General features: G+C 67.7%; 16 protein-coding genes. 10 read left to right on the top strand and 6 right to left on the bottom strand.

The window, feature by feature from the left end:
• Positions 1–48 precede the first annotated feature (48 nt).
• The 3 genes from P3W75_RS16590 to P3W75_RS16580 form a co-directional block, all read right to left on the bottom strand.
• Entirely contained in the window at positions 49–1,704 is a 1,656-nt protein-coding gene (locus tag P3W75_RS16590) for a cation acetate symporter (protein WP_276228401.1), read from the bottom strand.
• Entirely contained in the window at positions 1,701–2,012 is a 312-nt protein-coding gene (locus P3W75_RS16585; RefSeq protein ID WP_276228400.1) for a DUF485 domain-containing protein, read from the bottom strand. The genes P3W75_RS16590 and P3W75_RS16585 overlap by 4 nt, the downstream gene beginning before the upstream one ends.
• Before the next feature lie 429 nt (positions 2,013–2,441).
• Complete coding sequence (locus tag P3W75_RS16580) at positions 2,442–3,299, bottom strand: glycine betaine ABC transporter substrate-binding protein (RefSeq protein ID WP_276228399.1); 858 nt, start codon at positions 3,297–3,299, stop codon at positions 2,442–2,444.
• Positions 3,300–3,574: 275 nt separating this feature from the next.
• Between P3W75_RS16580 and P3W75_RS16575 the strand changes: the two genes are divergently transcribed.
• Both P3W75_RS16575 and P3W75_RS16570 read left to right on the top strand, forming a co-directional pair.
• Complete coding sequence (locus P3W75_RS16575) at positions 3,575–3,796, top strand: DUF2061 domain-containing protein (RefSeq protein ID WP_276228398.1); 222 nt, start codon at positions 3,575–3,577, stop codon at positions 3,794–3,796.
• Between the two features lie 75 nt (positions 3,797–3,871).
• Positions 3,872–5,464 (top strand): beta (1-6) glucans synthase, encoded by a 1,593-nt coding sequence (locus tag P3W75_RS16570; protein ID WP_276228397.1) that lies wholly within the window; start codon positions 3,872–3,874, stop codon positions 5,462–5,464.
• A gap of 4 nt (positions 5,465–5,468) precedes the next feature.
• On the opposite strand, the gene P3W75_RS16565 is transcribed toward P3W75_RS16570, so the two are convergent.
• The gene (locus P3W75_RS16565) at positions 5,469–5,834 is read right to left on the bottom strand and encodes a hypothetical protein (RefSeq protein ID WP_276228396.1); all 366 of its coding nucleotides are present in this window, start codon (positions 5,832–5,834) and stop codon (positions 5,469–5,471) included.
• A 105-nt stretch (positions 5,835–5,939) separates the two neighbouring features.
• On the opposite strand from P3W75_RS16565, the gene P3W75_RS16560 reads away from it, so the two are divergent.
• The 4 genes from P3W75_RS16560 (at position 5,940) to P3W75_RS16545 (ending at position 9,788) form a co-directional block, all read left to right on the top strand.
• The gene (locus P3W75_RS16560) at positions 5,940–6,485 is read left to right on the top strand and encodes a hypothetical protein (protein WP_276228395.1); all 546 of its coding nucleotides are present in this window, start codon (positions 5,940–5,942) and stop codon (positions 6,483–6,485) included.
• A gap of 159 nt (positions 6,486–6,644) precedes the next feature.
• Positions 6,645–7,988 (top strand): serine/threonine protein kinase, encoded by a 1,344-nt coding sequence (locus P3W75_RS16555; RefSeq protein WP_276228394.1) that lies wholly within the window; start codon positions 6,645–6,647, stop codon positions 7,986–7,988.
• Positions 7,989–8,819, top strand: coding sequence for an MlaA family lipoprotein (locus P3W75_RS16550; protein ID WP_276228393.1), 831 nt, complete (start codon positions 7,989–7,991; stop codon positions 8,817–8,819).
• A 111-nt stretch (positions 8,820–8,930) separates the two neighbouring features.
• Positions 8,931–9,788, top strand: coding sequence for a pirin family protein (locus P3W75_RS16545; RefSeq protein WP_276228392.1), 858 nt, complete (start codon positions 8,931–8,933; stop codon positions 9,786–9,788).
• 205 nt (positions 9,789–9,993) lie between these two features.
• Here the strand turns inward: P3W75_RS16545 and P3W75_RS16540 are convergent, their stop codons facing one another.
• Together P3W75_RS16540 and P3W75_RS16535 are read right to left on the bottom strand one after the other, a co-directional pair.
• Positions 9,994–11,190 (bottom strand): patatin-like phospholipase family protein, encoded by a 1,197-nt coding sequence (locus tag P3W75_RS16540; RefSeq protein ID WP_276228391.1) that lies wholly within the window; start codon positions 11,188–11,190, stop codon positions 9,994–9,996.
• Positions 11,191–11,251: 61 nt separating this feature from the next.
• Positions 11,252–12,181, bottom strand: a complete 930-nt coding sequence (locus P3W75_RS16535) for a lipid A biosynthesis lauroyl acyltransferase (protein WP_276228390.1) — start codon at positions 12,179–12,181, stop codon at positions 11,252–11,254.
• Between the two features lie 144 nt (positions 12,182–12,325).
• Between P3W75_RS16535 and minC the strand changes: the two genes are divergently transcribed.
• The 4 genes from minC (at position 12,326) to P3W75_RS16515 (ending at position 15,053) form a co-directional block, all read left to right on the top strand.
• Positions 12,326–13,225: a septum site-determining protein MinC gene (minC, locus tag P3W75_RS16530; RefSeq protein ID WP_276228389.1), complete on the top strand. Its 900-nt coding sequence runs from the start codon at positions 12,326–12,328 to the stop codon at positions 13,223–13,225.
• Positions 13,226–13,285: 60 nt separating this feature from the next.
• Entirely contained in the window at positions 13,286–14,101 is an 816-nt protein-coding gene (gene minD / locus P3W75_RS16525; RefSeq protein WP_276228388.1) for a septum site-determining protein MinD, read from the top strand.
• A complete protein-coding gene (minE, locus tag P3W75_RS16520; protein WP_009620516.1) occupies positions 14,098–14,352 on the top strand; it encodes a cell division topological specificity factor MinE in 255 nt (84 codons plus the stop codon). The genes minD and minE overlap by 4 nt, the downstream gene beginning before the upstream one ends.
• A gap of 65 nt (positions 14,353–14,417) precedes the next feature.
• The gene (locus tag P3W75_RS16515) at positions 14,418–15,053 is read left to right on the top strand and encodes an RluA family pseudouridine synthase (protein ID WP_276228387.1); all 636 of its coding nucleotides are present in this window, start codon (positions 14,418–14,420) and stop codon (positions 15,051–15,053) included.
• Positions 15,054–15,205 lie beyond the last annotated feature (152 nt).

The raw sequence follows: 15,205 nt of genomic DNA, 5'->3' as shown, positions 1-15,205 counted from the left end.
CGAAGCCGGAGGCGGGCCTCCGGCTTCGTCGTGGTCAGCCGTGGATCATCAGTGGGCTACCGCGCCACTGGCGCCCAGGCCGGTCTGCGAGCGAATGAACTGCGGGAAGAAGCGCGCGCGCTCTTCGTCGGCAGCCTTCGACTTGTCGGTGATGGAGAAGAACCAGATGCCGATGAAGGCCACGGCCATGGAGAACAGCGCCGGGTACTCGAACGGGTAGATCGGCTTCTCGTGGCCGAGGATCTGCACCCAGATGGTCGGGCCGAGGATCATCAGCACCACCGCGGTGATCAGCCCCATCCAGCCGCCGATGGTGGCGCCACGGGTGGTCAGCTTCTTCCAGTACATCGAGAGCAGCAGCACCGGGAAGTTGCAGCTGGCGGCGATGGAGAAGGCCAGGCCGACCATGAAGGCGATGTTCTGCTTCTCGAACAGGATGCCGAGGAAGATGGCCACCACGCCCAGGGCGACGGTGGTGATCTTCGACACGCGCAGCTCGTCCTTCTCGTTGGCCTTGCCGCCCTTGATGACGCTGGCGTACAGGTCGTGGGACACCGCCGAGGCACCGGCCAGGGTCAGGCCGGCGACCACCGCGAGGATGGTGGCGAAGGCCACCGCCGAGATGAAGCCGAGGAACAGGCTGCCGCCGACGGCGTCGGCCAGGTGCACCGCGGCCATGTTGTTGCCGCCCAGCAGGGCGCCGGCGGCGTCCTTGAAGGCCGGGTTGGTGCTGACCAGCAGGATGGCGCCGAAGCCGATGATGAAGGTCAGGATGTAGAAGTAGCCGATGAAGCCGGTGGCGAAGAACACCGACTTGCGGGCTTCCTTGGCGTCGCTGACGGTGAAGAAGCGCATCAGGATGTGCGGCAGGCCGGCGGTGCCGAACATCAGCGCGAAGCCCAGGGAGAAGGCCGAGATCGGGTCCTTCACCAGGCCGCCGGGGCTCATGATCGCCTCGCCCTTCGGGTGCACCTTGATGGCTTCGGAGAACAGGGTGCTGATGTCGAAGTTGACGTGCTTGAGCACCATGATCGCCATGAAGGTGGCGCCGGAGAGCAGCAGCACCGCCTTGATGATCTGCACCCAGGTGGTGGCGAGCATGCCGCCGAACAGCACGTAGAGCACCATCAGGATGCCGACCATGACCACCGCGACATGGTAGTTCAGGCCGAACAGCAGCTCGATCAGCTTGCCGGCGCCGACCATCTGCGCGATCAGGTAGAAGGCCACCACCACCAGCGAACCGCAGGCGGACAGGGTGCGCACTTCCTTCTGTTTCAGGCGGTAGGAGGCGACGTCGGCGAAGGTGTACTTGCCGAGGTTGCGCAGGCGTTCGGCGATCAGGAAGAGGATGATCGGCCAGCCGACCAGGAAGCCGATGGAGTAGATCAGGCCGTCGTAGCCGGAGGTGAACACCAGCGCGGAAATCCCCAGGAAGGAGGCCGCGGACATGTAGTCACCGGCGATCGCCAGGCCGTTCTGGAAGCCGGTGATGCTGCCGCCGGCGGTGTAGAAGTCGGCAGCGGACTTGCTGCGCTTGGAGGCCCAGTAGGTGATGCACAGGGTAAGGCCGACGAAGGCCACGAACATGACGATGGCCGAGATGTTCAGCGGCTGGCGCTGCACCTCGCCGGTGAGGGCGTCGGCCCAGAGGGCGGGGGCGAAGGCGGCCAGACCGAGGGCCGCGAGCAGGCGGGCCTTCATTGCTGGGCCTCCTTGAGGATCTGCTGGTTCAGGCTGTCGAACTCGCCGTTGGCGCGGCGCACGTAGATGCCGGTGAGGACGAAGGCCGAAACGATCAGCCCGACGCCCAGGGGAATGCCCCAGGTGACCGAGGAATCGGGGCTCACCCTGGTGCCCAGCACTTGCGGTTCGAAAGCGATCAGCAGAATGAAGGCCACGTACAGGCCCAGCATGATCAGCGAGAGCAGCCAGGCGAATCGCTCGCGTTTGGCCACCAGTTCCTTGAAGCGCGGATTGGTATCAATCCGCTGGTAGATGCTGTCGTTCATTTTGTTGTTGTCCTCACAGCGGGGATGACGCGGATGTCGTCGATCCCCACTTTAGGACTCTGGTGCAAGGCCTCCAGACGACTTTAGTCGTAGCACCGGGGAAGACCCGAGATAGAGCCCCTTGGCTGGCAACCGAGAGCTCCGCGTAGGGCGCATAACGCCTACGGCGTTATCCGCCGTCGCCCCGGTTCCGCTGTCCAGGCCAACACGGCGGATGACCGCGAACGGTTATCCGCCCTACGCGTTGCAGGACTGCGCCGACCTTCCCGCCCATGCCGGCCAGCCCCCTCTCCCGCTTGCGGGAGAGGGTTGGGGAGAGGGGCCCTTGTCCTTCGTCAGAGCGCGCCCTGGCGTGCTCGCGGCGCCAGGTACGAAAAAGCCGCTCCCCCTCGCGGGGCAGCGGCTTTTCCGGACGAGCGCCAGCGGCGCTTACTGGGTCCACTCCTTGACCCGCTCCGGATGCGCCGCCACCCATTTCTTCGCGGCCTCTTCCGGCTTGGCGCCGTCCTGGATGGCGAGCATCACCTCGCCGATCTCCGCGCCGTCCTTCCACTGCAGTTTCTTCAGCAGCGCCCAGACTTCCGGGGCCTTCTTCTCCAGCGCCGGGTTGGCCACGCTGTCGACGTGCTCTTCCTCGCCGTAGACCTTCTTCGGATCGTCGAGGAACTTCAGCTTCCACTTGGCGAACATCCAGTGCGGAATCCAGCCGGTCACCGCCACCGCCTTGTGGTCGTTCTCGGCGCGGGTCAGCTCGGCGATCATGCCGCTACCCGAGCTGGCCACCAGCTTGTAGTCCAGGCCGTAGTCCTTGATCGCCTGGTCGGTCTTGAGCATCACCCCGGCGCCGGCGTCGATGCCGACGATGCGGCCGCCGAAGTCGTCCTTCATCGCCTTGAGGTCTTCGATGCTGTTGGCCTTGACGTACTCCGGCACGATCAGGCCGATCTTCGCACCCGGGTAGTTCACGCCCAGGTTGACCACCTGGCCCTTCATTTTCTCGTAGTAGGCGCCGTGGGTCACCGGCAGCCAGGCCGAGAGCATGGCGTCGAGCTTGCCGCGCGCCACGCCCTGCCACATGATGCCGGCCGCCACCGGCATCAGCTTGACCGGGTAGCCGTACTTCTCGCGGATCACCTCGGCGGCCACGTGGGTTGTCGCCACGCTGTCCGACCAGCCGTCGACGTAGCCGATGGTGATCTCCGGCTTGGCCGCCGCACCGGCCAGCCCCGCCGCCGCCGACAGCACCAGGCCCGCGCCCAGGCCCATCAGTCGTCGCATCATTCGCATAAGTGTCTCCCCTTCTTCTCGGTTCACCGGGGCGCACGCCCCGGGACGGTCTTGGCCGCACTCCCATGATCGGCGCGGGCTGCTGGCGAACTGCTCTGAGAGCGACGCGCAACGGTCCTCTGCGCGACAGATTCCGCCCATCCACGACCCACCTGTTCCATCCACGACGGTCCGGGTGGCTATCGCCTGCATAGAGAGGCCCGATTACCCGCCGGGGTTCCATCGCATTAGGCTCCCCCACAACGGAGAATCATTCTCAAGTGGAGACCAGCGCCATGCTCAAGACCGTCACCTTCACCCTGATGTATTTCATCATCGCCTTCAGCGTCGCCTACGCGCTGACCGGCAGCATCGCCGTGGGCGGCCTGCTGGCGATCGTCGAGCCGCTGTGCAACGCGGTCGGCTTCCACTTCCACGAAAAACTCTGGAAACGCTTCGGCGCCGGCGCGACGCGCGATAATCACGGCGCCCACGGCTGCGTTCCGTTGCCCGCCTGAAGCGCCCCGGGGCACTGACGGCGGCGCCCCGGCGTTGCTAAGATGCGCGCCTCCCCCGGCCCGCGCGTCCGCCCCATGACCCCGTCCCCACGCTCCGCGTTCCTGCCCTACTGCCTCACCGTACTGCTGGCCTTCCTCGGCCTGTGCGGCCTCTGGTACGGCCTGGGCGCGGCGGTCAGCCTGCCCGACGCGGCCAGCCCCACGCACAAGCTGCAGTGCGCCTCCTACAGCCCCTTCGGCAAGGACCAGTCGCCCTTCGACCAGCCCTTCAGCCTGCGCCCGGCGCAGATGGACGCCGACCTGGCGCTGCTGGCGACCCGCTTCACCTGCGTGCGCACCTACTCCATGAGCGGCCTGGAAGGCATCCCCGAGCTGGCCCGCAAGCACGGCCTGAAGCTGATCCTCGGCGCCTGGATCAACGCCATGCCGGCCGACAGCGAGCGCGAGGTGCAGAAGCTGATCGCGGCGGCCAACGCCTACCCGGACGTGGTCCAGGCGGTGATCGTCGGCAACGAGACGCTGCTGCGCCAGGAAGTCACCAGCAAGTACCTGGAAGGGCTGCTGGCGCGAGTGAAGAGCCAGGTGCGCCAGCCGGTGTCCTACGCCGAAGTCTGGGAGTACTGGCTCAAGCACCCGCAACTGGCGACCAGCGTCGACTTCATCACCCTGCACCTGCTGCCCTACTGGGACAACCAGCCCAGCGGCATCGACGGCGCCCTGGCGCATGTCGAGGAAATCCGCCTGCGCTTCGACCACGCCTTTCCCGGCAAGGACGTGCTGATCGGCGAGACCGGCTGGCCCAGCGAGGGCCGCCAGCGCCAGACCGCCCTGCCCAGCCGGGTCAATGAAGCGCGCTACCTGCGCGGTTTCGTGGCCCTGGCCGAGGAACGCGGCTGGCGCTACAACCTGATCGAGGCCTTCGACCAGCCGTGGAAGCGCCGCATCGAAGGCGCGGTGGGCGGCTACTGGGGCCTGTTCGACGCCGACCGGCAGGAAAAGAACGTGCTCGCCGGGCCGGTCTCCAACCTGCCCGACTGGCCGCTCTGGCTCGGCCTCTCGCTGGCCCTGTGGAGCGCCGCGCTGCTGCTCGGCGGGCGCCCGCGCGAGGGCCGCGCCGCTCTGCTGCAACCGCTGGGCGCGGCGCTCGGCGCCGCCTGCCTGGGGCTGTGGTGCGCCCAGGCACGGGTCATCTGCACCTTCCTCGATGAATGGCTGTGGGCGGGCTACCTGGTGCTGCTCAACCTGCTGGTGCTGGCGCACCTGAGCCTGGCCCTGGGCGCCGCCGGCGGCTGGCGTGCGCGCCTGCTCGCACAGTTCGAAGCGCGCGGCGGCTGGCTGTTGCTGGCCAGCGGCTTCGCCGGCGCGGTGTGGATGCTGGCGCTGGTGTTCGACGCGCGCTACCGCAACTTCCCCAACGCCGCGCTGCTGTTCCCGGCGTTGTTGTATCTGTGCCGACCGGCCTCGGCTTCCGGCCGCGAAGCCTGCCTGCTGGCCGTGCTGATCGCCGTCGGAATAGTCCCGCAACTGGCCCTGGAGGGTGTGGATAACCTCCAGGCGCTGGGCTGGGCCGGGGTCGCCGCGCTGCTCACCGGCGCGCTCTGGCGCGGCCTGCGCCGGGGCGCCCGGAGCACCACCACGGATCCCGTAGGGCTCGCCGAGGGCACTTGAGGCATCAGGCCGCGCGAGCCTGGCGCACCAGCCGCAACCCGGCCAGGACCACGGCGAACACCGCCATGCTGACGCTGTAGAACACCAGCGCGGTGAGGCCGACGAACAGCGCCAGCGCCGCCAGCGCCCAGCCCCAGCGGCCGGGGATGACGAAAGCCGGCAAGGCCGCCGCCAGGGCCGCCTGGCCGAACACCCCGAAGTGGATCAGCAGGCCCAGCCCGGAACGCGCCTGGCAGGCCCAGAGCGTGGCGTCGTCGGCGCAGACGTCGACCCAGCCACCGTTCTCCAGCAGGCCGAAGCGCACCCAGTAGCAGGCGGCCAGCCAGAGCGCGACCAGGCCCAGCAGAATCAGCGACGAACGACGGGGCATGGCGCCACTCCGGAAGGAAACGGCGCCCAGCATATCCACCGCCACGGCCGATGCAAGGGCGCGCGGCGCTGCACTAGACTTCAGCGGTCCCCCGAGGAGTACGCCATGTCGCGAGCTGCGCCCTTCCCGCCGTGGTGCCTGGTCGCCCTCTGCTGCTGGCTGGCGGGCGCGGTCCAGGCCCAGGAGACGCCGAGCTTCCGCCTGGTGCGCTACAGCGTGCAGCCGTTGCAGGCGTTCCAGCTCGACGCCCTGGTGCTCGGCCGCGAGGACTACTACTTCGGCCGCGAGGCGGAACTCTCGCCCACCGACCTGGCCCTGGGCTGGGGCCCGCTGGGCGATCCGGCGCTGGCCGCGCGCATCCGCTTCAGCCAGAGCGGCCGCTGGTACCACTGGCACGCCGACCCGCTGCCGCTGCCGCGCCGCGAGATCGAGACGCACAGCGCCAACATGCACCTGATCCCGGCCAACCGCGACGTCGCCCGCACCCTGGAGAAAGTCAGCGCCGGCGAGCGCGTGCACATCACCGGGCAACTGGTGCGCATCACCGGCGACGACGGCTGGCAGTGGGTCAGCTCGCTCAGCCGCGAGGACATCGGCGCCGGTTCCTGCGAGCTGATCTGGGTGGAACAGCTGCGCATCGATGCCCCGTGAATTCGCCAGGCCGGCCCCGGCGCGGCGCCCTCGGTAGTCGAACCGACCGACAAGGACGGAACAAGGCGCCTGACGGACAGCACCGCACTTGTCGCACTTGCGCTTGTCATAGTGCTCGGTTTCACTGCATATCGCGTCTTCCTGAAAGGAATCCACTGCATGTCACTGCTAACGCGCGTGGCCGCCCTGCTCGGCCTCGTCATGGGCGTCGTCGGTCCGGCGCTCGCCAGGGACGTCGACCCGGCCAGCTACGGCTACCCCCTGAACAACCCGTTCGAAGCGACCATCGCCAGCACCCCGGCGGAATTGCGCCCGCAATTGCCGGACGACACCGACATCCGCCAGAGCGACTTCTCCCTGAAACTGCGCCCGGAGCGCGAGTACGCCCTGCCCGACAACTTCTGGCCGGTGAAGAAGCTGCACTACCGCCTGGCCCGGCAGAACCACCCGGCGCCGCTGGTGTTCGTCATCGCCGGCACCGGCGCCAGCTACCTCAGCAGCACCCCGGAATACCTCAAGCGCCTGTTCTACGGCGCCGGCTACCACGTGGTGACGCTGTCCTCGCCGACCAGCTGGGACTTCATGGCCGGCGCCTCGCTGCACGCCACGCCCGGCTACAGCCCGGACGACGCCGACGACCTGTACCGGGTGATGCAGGCGGTGCGCGCGCAGCATCCGGAGCTGCCGATCACCGACTACTACCTCACCGGCTACAGCCTCGGCGCGCTGCACGCGGCCTTCGTCAGCCAGCTCGACGAAACCCGCCGCAGCTTCAACTTCAAGCGCGTGCTGCTGCTCAACCCGCCGGTCAACCTGTACACCTCGGTGAGCAACCTGGACAAGCTGGTGCAGACCCAGGTCAAGGGCATCACCGACTCCAAGACCTACTACCAGCTGGTGCTGGCCAAGCTCACCCGCTACTTCCAGCAGAAGGGCTACATCGACCTCAACGAGGCCTTCCTCTACGACTTCCAGCACTCCAAGGAACACCTGACCAACGAAGAGATGGCCATGCTGATCGGCACGGTGTTCCGCTTCTCCTCCGCCGACATCGCCTTCACCTCGGACCTGATCAACCGCCGCGGGCTGATCACCCCGCCGAACTACCCGATCACCGAGGGCACCAGCCTGGAGCCGTTCTTCAAGCGCTCCATGCAGTGCGACTTCGACTGCTACATGATCGAACAACTGATCCCCGCGTGGCGCAAACGCCACGACGGCGGCAGCCTGCCGCAGCTGATCCAGCAGACCAGCCTGTACGCCCTGCGGCAGTACCTGCACGAGAGCCCGAAGATCGCCGTGATGCACAACGCCGACGACGTCATCCTCGGCCCCGGCGACATCGGTTTCCTGCGCCGCACCTTCGGCGACCGGCTGACCCTGTACCCGCTGGGCGGGCACTGCGGCAACCTCAACTACCGGGTCAACGCCCAGGACATGCTGAACTTCTTCCGCGGCCAGGACGCCACGCTGCAAGCCGCCGCCACCACAGGGAACCGTTAGATGACCCGCCGATCCCCCTGGCTGCTCGCCCTGCTGTTGGGCTGCGGCCTGGCCCACGCCGACAACGCCAGCGATCTCGGCCCGCAACCCAGCGTGCCGACCTCCGCCGCCCGCAAGGTGCAGCTGACGCCCGACGACGACGGCTTCAAGCACCCGCTGGACGCGCTCAAGTTCAACCCCGGCCTGGACCAGCGCGAGTTCGAGCGCGCCAGCCTCGACGCGCTCAACGTCTACGACCCCCTGGAATCGTGGAACCGCCGCGTCTACCACTTCAACTACCGCTTCGACGAATGGGTGTTCCTGCCCGTGGTGCGCGGCTACGAGTACGTCACGCCGAGCTTCGTGCGCAGCGGCGTGAGCAACTTCTTCAGCAACATCGGCGAGGTGCCGAGCCTGCTCAACAGCCTGGCCCAGTTCAAGGGCAAGCGGGCCATGAACACCACCGCCCGGCTGCTGTTCAACACCACCTTCGGCGTCCTCGGCCTGTGGGACCCGGCCACCCGCATGGGCCTGCCGAAGCAGTCCGAGGACTTCGGCCAGACCCTGGGCTTCTACGGCGTGCCCGAAGGCCCCTACCTGATGCTGCCGCTGCTCGGCCCATCCAACCTGCGCGACACCGGCGGCCTGGTCACCGACTTCGTCGCCGGCCAGCAGATCGACTACCTGGGCGTCGCCAGCGCCAGCGGCGAGCACTGGGAAATCCCCGTGCTGCAGGTCATCGACCGGCGCTACAGCAACAGCTTCCGCTACGGGCAGATGAACACGCCCTTCGAGTACGAGAAGCTGCGCTACTTCTATACCGAGTCGCGCAAGCTGCAGATCCGGGAATGAGCGTGGCGGGCAAACCATCGAATAAATCGATCATTAGCCCGCAAAACTCGCAACCATTCATTCAATGACCGGGACTACCATAGCCTCCATGCCTGACCGAGGAGGTCCCCCATGACCCAGCTGCGCAACCTGATCGACCTGAACATCGGCCGCCCCGCCTCCGATGGCGCCGGCGTGCGCCTGACCCGCGTGATCGGCGGCCCGGGCCTGGAACGTTTCGACCCGTTCCTGATGCTCGACCAGTTCGACACGCAGAACCCCGACGACTACATCGGCGGCTTCCCCGACCACCCGCACCGCGGCTTCGAGACGGTCACCTACATGCTCGAGGGGCGCATGCGCCACCGCGACCACCTGGGCAACGAAGGCCTGCTCAAGCCCGGCGGCGTACAGTGGATGACTGCCGCCCACGGCATCATCCACAGCGAAATGCCGGAACAGGTGGAAGGCGCCATGCGCGGCTTCCAGCTGTGGCTGAACCTGCCGGCCAAGAGCAAACTGGGCGCTGCCGGTTACCGCGACATCGAGCCGGCCGACGTGCCGCGCCTGACCACCGCCGACGGCGTCGAGGTGACGGTGATCGCCGGCCGCTTCGACGATGGCCGGAGCGTGGTGGAAGGCGCCGTGCAGCGCCCGGACACCGAGCCGCAGTACTACGACCTGAAACTGCCCGCCGGTGCCGCCCTCCACCTGGCCCTGCCACGCAGCCACCGCGTGCTGCTGTACGTCTACGAAGGCGCGCTGCAAGTGGAAGCCGAGCGCGGCGGCGAAGTCGGCACCAACCGCCTGGCCCGCCTGGGCGAAGGCGACGCGGTGCGACTGGCGAGCGCCAACGGCGCCCGCGTGCTGGTGCTGGCCGGCAAGCCGCTGAACGAGCCGATCGTGCAATACGGGCCGTTCGTGATGAACAGCCGCGACGAGATCGAACAGGCGCTGCGCGACTACCGCGACGGCGTGCTGGCGGTCTGACCTCGCCCCCCGTAGTCAACGTCAACGGCGGATAACGCCGTTGGCGTTATGCGCCCTACGCGCTGCCCCACATCCACGCTTCCAGGGAAACGTAGGGGGATAACCGTTCGCGGTTATCCGCCGCAGGCCAGGGCACCGGTGCCCGACGGCTGCCCCCGGCCCGTAGGAGCGCGCCATGCGCGCGAATCGCGGGCATGGCCCGCCCCTACAGGCTGCGCTCCTCCAGGCCGAGGAAGCGCACCAACTCCCCGCGCTTGTCCATCGCGTCCTTGTAGCCCAGGCGGATCAGCTCGTGGCAGTAGCCCTGCTCGAACAGCAGGTAGCTCAGCACCCCCGCCCCGCTCGCCCGCGTCGCGCCAGGGCCACGCAGGAACAGGCGCACCGCCCAGGGCAGCTCCTTGCGATGCCGGGCGGCGATCTCGTCCAGCGGCCGCGACGGCGACACCAGCAACACCTCCACCTCGCGCAACCCCGGCTCCTGGCGGCGGCGTTCTTCCGGCACCAGCGCACCCAGGTGGTTGATACGCTGCAGCACCTCGATATCACCCTCCAGGCTGTCGATGAACGTCCCGTTGAGCAAGTGGATGCCCATCTGCGCCAGGCTCGGCGGGCGCTCGCCGTGGGTAGCGGCGACGCCGGCGTTGGCCACCGGGTGCGCCGGGTTGTCGCTGACGCCGATCACCAGCACGCGGTTGGCGCCCAGGTGCAGCGCCGGGCTGATCGGCGCCTGCTGGCGCACCGCGCCGTCGCCGAAATACTCGCGCTGGATGCGCACCGGGGCGAACAGCAGCGGGATCGCCGAACTGGCCAGCAGGTGTTCCAGTTGCAGCCGCGTGGGCGTACCGATGCGCCGATGGCGCAGCCAGGGTTCGATGGTGGCACGGCCCTGGTAGAAGGTCACCGCCTGCCCCGAGCCGTAGCCGAACGCGGTCACCGCCACGGCCCGCAGCTGGCGTTGCTGCAGGGCCGCGCTGATGCCGGAGAAATCCATCTCGCGCGCCAGCAGGTGGCTCAACGGGCGGCTGTCGAGCAGCGCCACCGGCTTGCGCCGGCCCAGGCCCAGCAGGCTGTGGCCGAGGAAGCGCAAGGCCTGGCCACAGACGCCGAGCAGGTCGGCGCGGTACACCTGGCCGGTGTGGAAGCCCTTCCACACCCGCGTCAGGCTGTGGATCGCCTCGCGGAACGACAGCGCGCCACAGGCCAGGCCCACGGCGTTGATGGCGCCGGCGGAGGTGCCGACGATCACCGGAAAGGGATTGGCCGAGCCTTCCGGCAGCAGCTCGGCGATGGCCGCCAGCACCCCGACCTGGTAGGCGGCGCGGGCGCCGCCGCCGGAAAGGATCAGGCCGGTGACGGCGCGGGGCTTGTAGGGCGTGGTGGGCTGTTCGGCGGATTCAGTCACGGCTGGAGTCCTGGATGCGTCCTGCCCTCACAGTATGCAGCGGCGCCCGCCGCGGTAAAGCTCAGCGCTTGGCGTAAAGCTTGGGTTCGCCTTGCGGGCGGCTCTTGAACCGGCGGTGGGCCCAGAGGTACTGCTCCGGCTGGTTGCGGATCTCCGCTTCCACCCACTGGTTGATGCGCAGGCAGTCGGCCTCCTCGCTTTCGCCGGGGAAGTCCTGCAGCGGCGGGTGGATCACCAGGCGGTAGCCGGAGCCGTCGGCCAGGCGCGTCTGGGTGAACGGCATCACCAGCGCGCGGCCCAGGCGGGCGAACTTGGTGGTGGCGGTGACGGTGGCGGCGGGAATGCCGAACAGTGGCACGAACAGGCTCTGCTTGGCGCCGTAGTCCTGGTCCGGCGCGTACCAGATGGCGCGGCCGGCGCGCAGCACCTTGAGCATCGCGCGCACGTCCTCGCGCTCGATGGCGCTGGCGTCGGCGTTGTGCCGCTCGCGGCCGCTGCGCTGGACGAAGTCGAACACCGGGTTGTCGTGCTCGCGGTACATGCCGTCGATGGTCTGCACCTGGCCCAGCAGCGCGGCGCCGATCTCCAGGGTGGTGAAGTGCATGGCCATGAGGATCACGCCCTTGCCCTCGGCCTGGGCCTGGCGCAGGTGTTCCAGGCCTTCGATGTGGGCCAGCCTGGCCAGGCGCGCCTTCGGCCACCACCAGCTCATGGCCATCTCGAAGAAGGCGATGCCGGTGGAGGCGAAGTTGGCCTTGAGCAGGCGCTTGCGCTCGGCGGCGGAGAGCTCCGGGAAGCACAGCTCCAGGTTACGCGCGGCGATCGCCCGGCGCCCGCCGACCACCCGGTACATCAATGCGCCCAGCGCGCGGCCCAGGCGCAGCAGGATCGGATAGGGCAGCTGCACCACCAGCCACAGCGCGCCCAGGCCCAGCCACAGGAGCCAGTAGCGCGGATGGAGGAAGGCGGTGCTGAAACGGGGACGGTCCATGAACGATTCCGGGTCTTCGGGCAAAGACCGGCATTCTAGCGCGAGCGGCCCGCTTTGCGCGCCTTGCAGGTGGCGCCGCGCCAGGCTTGCGGGCGTCGGACCGGTCCGCTATAAGTCGAGGCCATTTAGTGATGCAGTGCGACCATGAGCCAAGCCGACCTTCTCGACCAAGATCCCGTATTCCAGCTAAAGGGCAGCATGCTCGCCGTCACCGTGCTGGAACTGGCGCACAACGACCTGCCGCGTCTGGACCGGCAGCTCGCGGACAAGGTCGCCCAGGCTCCCAACTTCTTCCGCGACACGCCCCTGGTGCTGGCGCTGGACAAGCTGCCCGACGGCGAAGGCCAGCTCGACCTGCAAGGCGTGCTGCACATCTGCCGCCGCCACGGCCTGCGCACCCTGGCCATCCGTGCCAACCGCGAGGAAGACCTGCGCCTGGCGACCATGCTGGACATCCCCGTGCTGCCGCCCTCCGGCTCGCGCGAGCGCCCGCTGGAGCCCAAGGACGCCGGCAGCCCGCCGACCGACGGCATAGTCCGTCGTCCGCGCAGCGAGAAGCTGGCGGGACCGGTGGTCGAAAAGGCCATCGAGCAGAACGCCCCGGCCGAAGCGGCCAAAGAGCAAGCCGAAGCCGCCAAGGACGAACCGGCGGCGCCCGAAGCGGCCGCTGAAAAGGAACCGGAGAAGCCCGCCGAGCCGCCGGCCCCGGTGGTTCGCCCGACCAAGCTGGTGACCGCCCCGGTACGCGGCGGCGTGCAGATCTACGCCGCCGGTGGCGACCTCATCGTGCTCGCCCCGGTGAGCCCCGGCGCGGAACTTCTCGCCGACGGCAACATCCACGTATACGGTCCGATGCGCGGCCGTGCCCTGGCGGGTGTCAAGGGCGACACCAGCGCACGCATCTTCTGCCAGCAACTGGGCGCCGAACTGGTCTCCATCGCTGGAAATTACAAGGTTGCAGAAGACCTTAGGCGCAGTCCGCAATGGGGTCAGGCGGTGCACGTCAGCCTGTCGGGAGACGTGTTGAACATCACCCGCCTTTAACGGATACTGCCGCGAATTTCAGGGACCTGAATTCTTCGTTTTTCATTGGGGTGAATCACCTTGGCCAAGATCCTCGTAGTCACTTCCGGTAAGGGTGGCGTCGGTAAAACCACCACCAGTGCCGCCATCGGTACCGGCCTGGCCCTGCGCGGCCACAAGACTGTCATCGTCGACTTCGACGTGGGCCTGCGTAACCTCGACCTGATCATGGGCTGCGAACGCCGCGTGGTTTACGACTTCGTCAACGTCATCAACGGCGAAGCCTCCCTGACCCAGGCCCTGATCAAGGACAAGCGCCTCGAGAACCTGTTCGTCCTGGCCGCCAGCCAGACCCGTGACAAGGACGCGCTGACCCAGGAAGGCGTCGGCAAGGTCATGGAAGAGCTCAAGCAGAGTTTCGAATACATCATCTGCGACTCCCCGGCGGGCATCGAGAAAGGCGCCCACCTGGCCATGTACTTCGCCGACGAGGCGATCGTCGTGACCAACCCGGAAGTCTCCTCCGTGCGTGACTCCGACCGCATGCTCGGCCTGCTGGCCAGCAAGTCGGCGCGCTCCGAGAAAGGCGAGGAGCCGATCAAGGAACACCTGCTGCTGACCCGCTACAACCCCGAGCGCGTCACCAAGGGCGAGATGCTCGGCGTGGAAGACGTCGAGGAAATCCTGGCGATCCGCCTGCTCGGCGTGATCCCCGAGTCGCAAGCCGTGCTCAAGGCTTCGAACCAGGGCGTGCCGGTCATCCTCGACGAGCAGAGCGACGCAGGCCAGGCCTACAGCGACGCTGTCGACCGTCTGCTGGGCAAAGAGATGCCACATCGATTCCTCGATGTGCAGAAGAAAGGATTCCTGCAACGACTGTTCGGAGGACGTGAATGAGCCTTTTAGACTTCTTTCGCAGCCGGAAAGCGCCGAACAGCGCCTCCATCGCGAAGGAAAGACTCCAGATCATAGTCGCCCACGAGCGCGGCAATCGCTCGCAACCGGATTACCTCCCGCAGCTGCAGAAAGACCTGCTGGAAGTCATCCGCAAGTACGTGCCTATCGACCAGGAACAGGTCCAGGTGGAACTGGCCAACCAGGGCAGCTGCTCTATCCTGGAGCTCAACATCACCCTGCCCGAACGCTGAGTTCGCCGGGGTACCCTGCGGCGGCCTAGGCCGCCGCAGTCGTTTCTATTCTCGGGTCGCAAACCATGCCGCTGTCGAACATCCAGATCGTCCACCAGGACGCCGCCCTGCTGGTGGTGAACAAGCCCACCCTGCTGCTTTCGGTGCCCGGCCGCGCCGAAGACAACAAGGATTGCCTGGTCACCCGTCTGCAGGAAAACGGCTACCCGGAAGCGCGCATCGTCCACCGCCTGGACTGGGAGACGTCCGGCCTGATCGTCCTGGCCCGCGACGCCGACAGCCATCGCGAGCTGTCCCGGCAGTTCCACGACCGCGAGACCGAGAAGGCCTACACCGCGCTGTGCTGGGGCGAACCGGAACGCGACAGCGGGCGCATCGAACTGCCGCTGCGCTACGACCCGGAGAACAAGCCGCGACACATCGTCGACCATGAGCAGGGTCGCCACGCCCTGACCTTCTGGCGCGTGCTGGAGCGCTGCGGGAAATACGCCCGGGTGGAGCTGACGCCGATCACCGGCCGCTCGCACCAGTTACGCGTACACATGCTCGCCATCGGCCACGCGCTGCTCGGCGATCGCCTCTACGCCGAGGGCGAAGGCCTGGCCCTGCGCGACCGCCTGTGCCTGCACGCCAGCCTGCTGTGCCTGACCCACCCGCAGAGCGGCGAGCGCCTGCGCTTCGAGTCTCCCGCACCGTTCTGACCTTTTGCCAAAGGTGTAGGGCGCATAACGCCTACGGCGTTATCCGCCATCGCCCCGGGCAGCGGTGTTCCAGCCGACGGCGGATAACCGCGAACGGTTATGCGCCCTACAGATCTGGCTCCCCTGCGCGCGAATCGCGGACGGCGTCCGTG

Origin of the sequence: Pseudomonas citronellolis (assembly GCF_029335315.1) — a bacterium.
In the GTDB taxonomy this organism is placed as follows: Bacteria; Pseudomonadota; Gammaproteobacteria; order Pseudomonadales; family Pseudomonadaceae; genus Pseudomonas; species Pseudomonas citronellolis_A.
This window is presented reverse-complemented; position numbering and strand designations above follow the sequence as displayed.

Excerpts from the sequence above, each read along its gene's own strand:
- P3W75_RS16590 (WP_276228401.1), bottom strand. The coding sequence starts at position 1,704 with ATGAAGGCCCGCCTGCTCGCGGCCCTCGGTCTGGCCGCCTTCGCCCCC.
- P3W75_RS16585 (WP_276228400.1), bottom strand. The coding sequence starts at position 2,012 with ATGAACGACAGCATCTACCAGCGGATTGATACCAATCCGCGCTTCAAG.
- P3W75_RS16580 (WP_276228399.1), bottom strand. The coding sequence starts at position 3,299 with ATGCGAATGATGCGACGACTGATGGGCCTGGGCGCGGGCCTGGTGCTG.
- P3W75_RS16575 (WP_276228398.1), top strand. The coding sequence starts at position 3,575 with ATGCTCAAGACCGTCACCTTCACCCTGATGTATTTCATCATCGCCTTC.
- P3W75_RS16570 (WP_276228397.1), top strand. The coding sequence starts at position 3,872 with ATGACCCCGTCCCCACGCTCCGCGTTCCTGCCCTACTGCCTCACCGTA.
- P3W75_RS16565 (WP_276228396.1), bottom strand. The coding sequence starts at position 5,834 with ATGCCCCGTCGTTCGTCGCTGATTCTGCTGGGCCTGGTCGCGCTCTGG.
- P3W75_RS16560 (WP_276228395.1), top strand. The coding sequence starts at position 5,940 with ATGTCGCGAGCTGCGCCCTTCCCGCCGTGGTGCCTGGTCGCCCTCTGC.
- P3W75_RS16555 (WP_276228394.1), top strand. The coding sequence starts at position 6,645 with ATGTCACTGCTAACGCGCGTGGCCGCCCTGCTCGGCCTCGTCATGGGC.
- P3W75_RS16550 (WP_276228393.1), top strand. The coding sequence starts at position 7,989 with ATGACCCGCCGATCCCCCTGGCTGCTCGCCCTGCTGTTGGGCTGCGGC.
- P3W75_RS16545 (WP_276228392.1), top strand. The coding sequence starts at position 8,931 with ATGACCCAGCTGCGCAACCTGATCGACCTGAACATCGGCCGCCCCGCC.
- P3W75_RS16535 (WP_276228390.1), bottom strand. The coding sequence starts at position 12,181 with ATGGACCGTCCCCGTTTCAGCACCGCCTTCCTCCATCCGCGCTACTGG.
- minC (WP_276228389.1), top strand. The coding sequence starts at position 12,326 with ATGAGCCAAGCCGACCTTCTCGACCAAGATCCCGTATTCCAGCTAAAG.
- minE (WP_009620516.1), top strand. The coding sequence starts at position 14,098 with ATGAGCCTTTTAGACTTCTTTCGCAGCCGGAAAGCGCCGAACAGCGCC.
- P3W75_RS16515 (WP_276228387.1), top strand. The coding sequence starts at position 14,418 with ATGCCGCTGTCGAACATCCAGATCGTCCACCAGGACGCCGCCCTGCTG.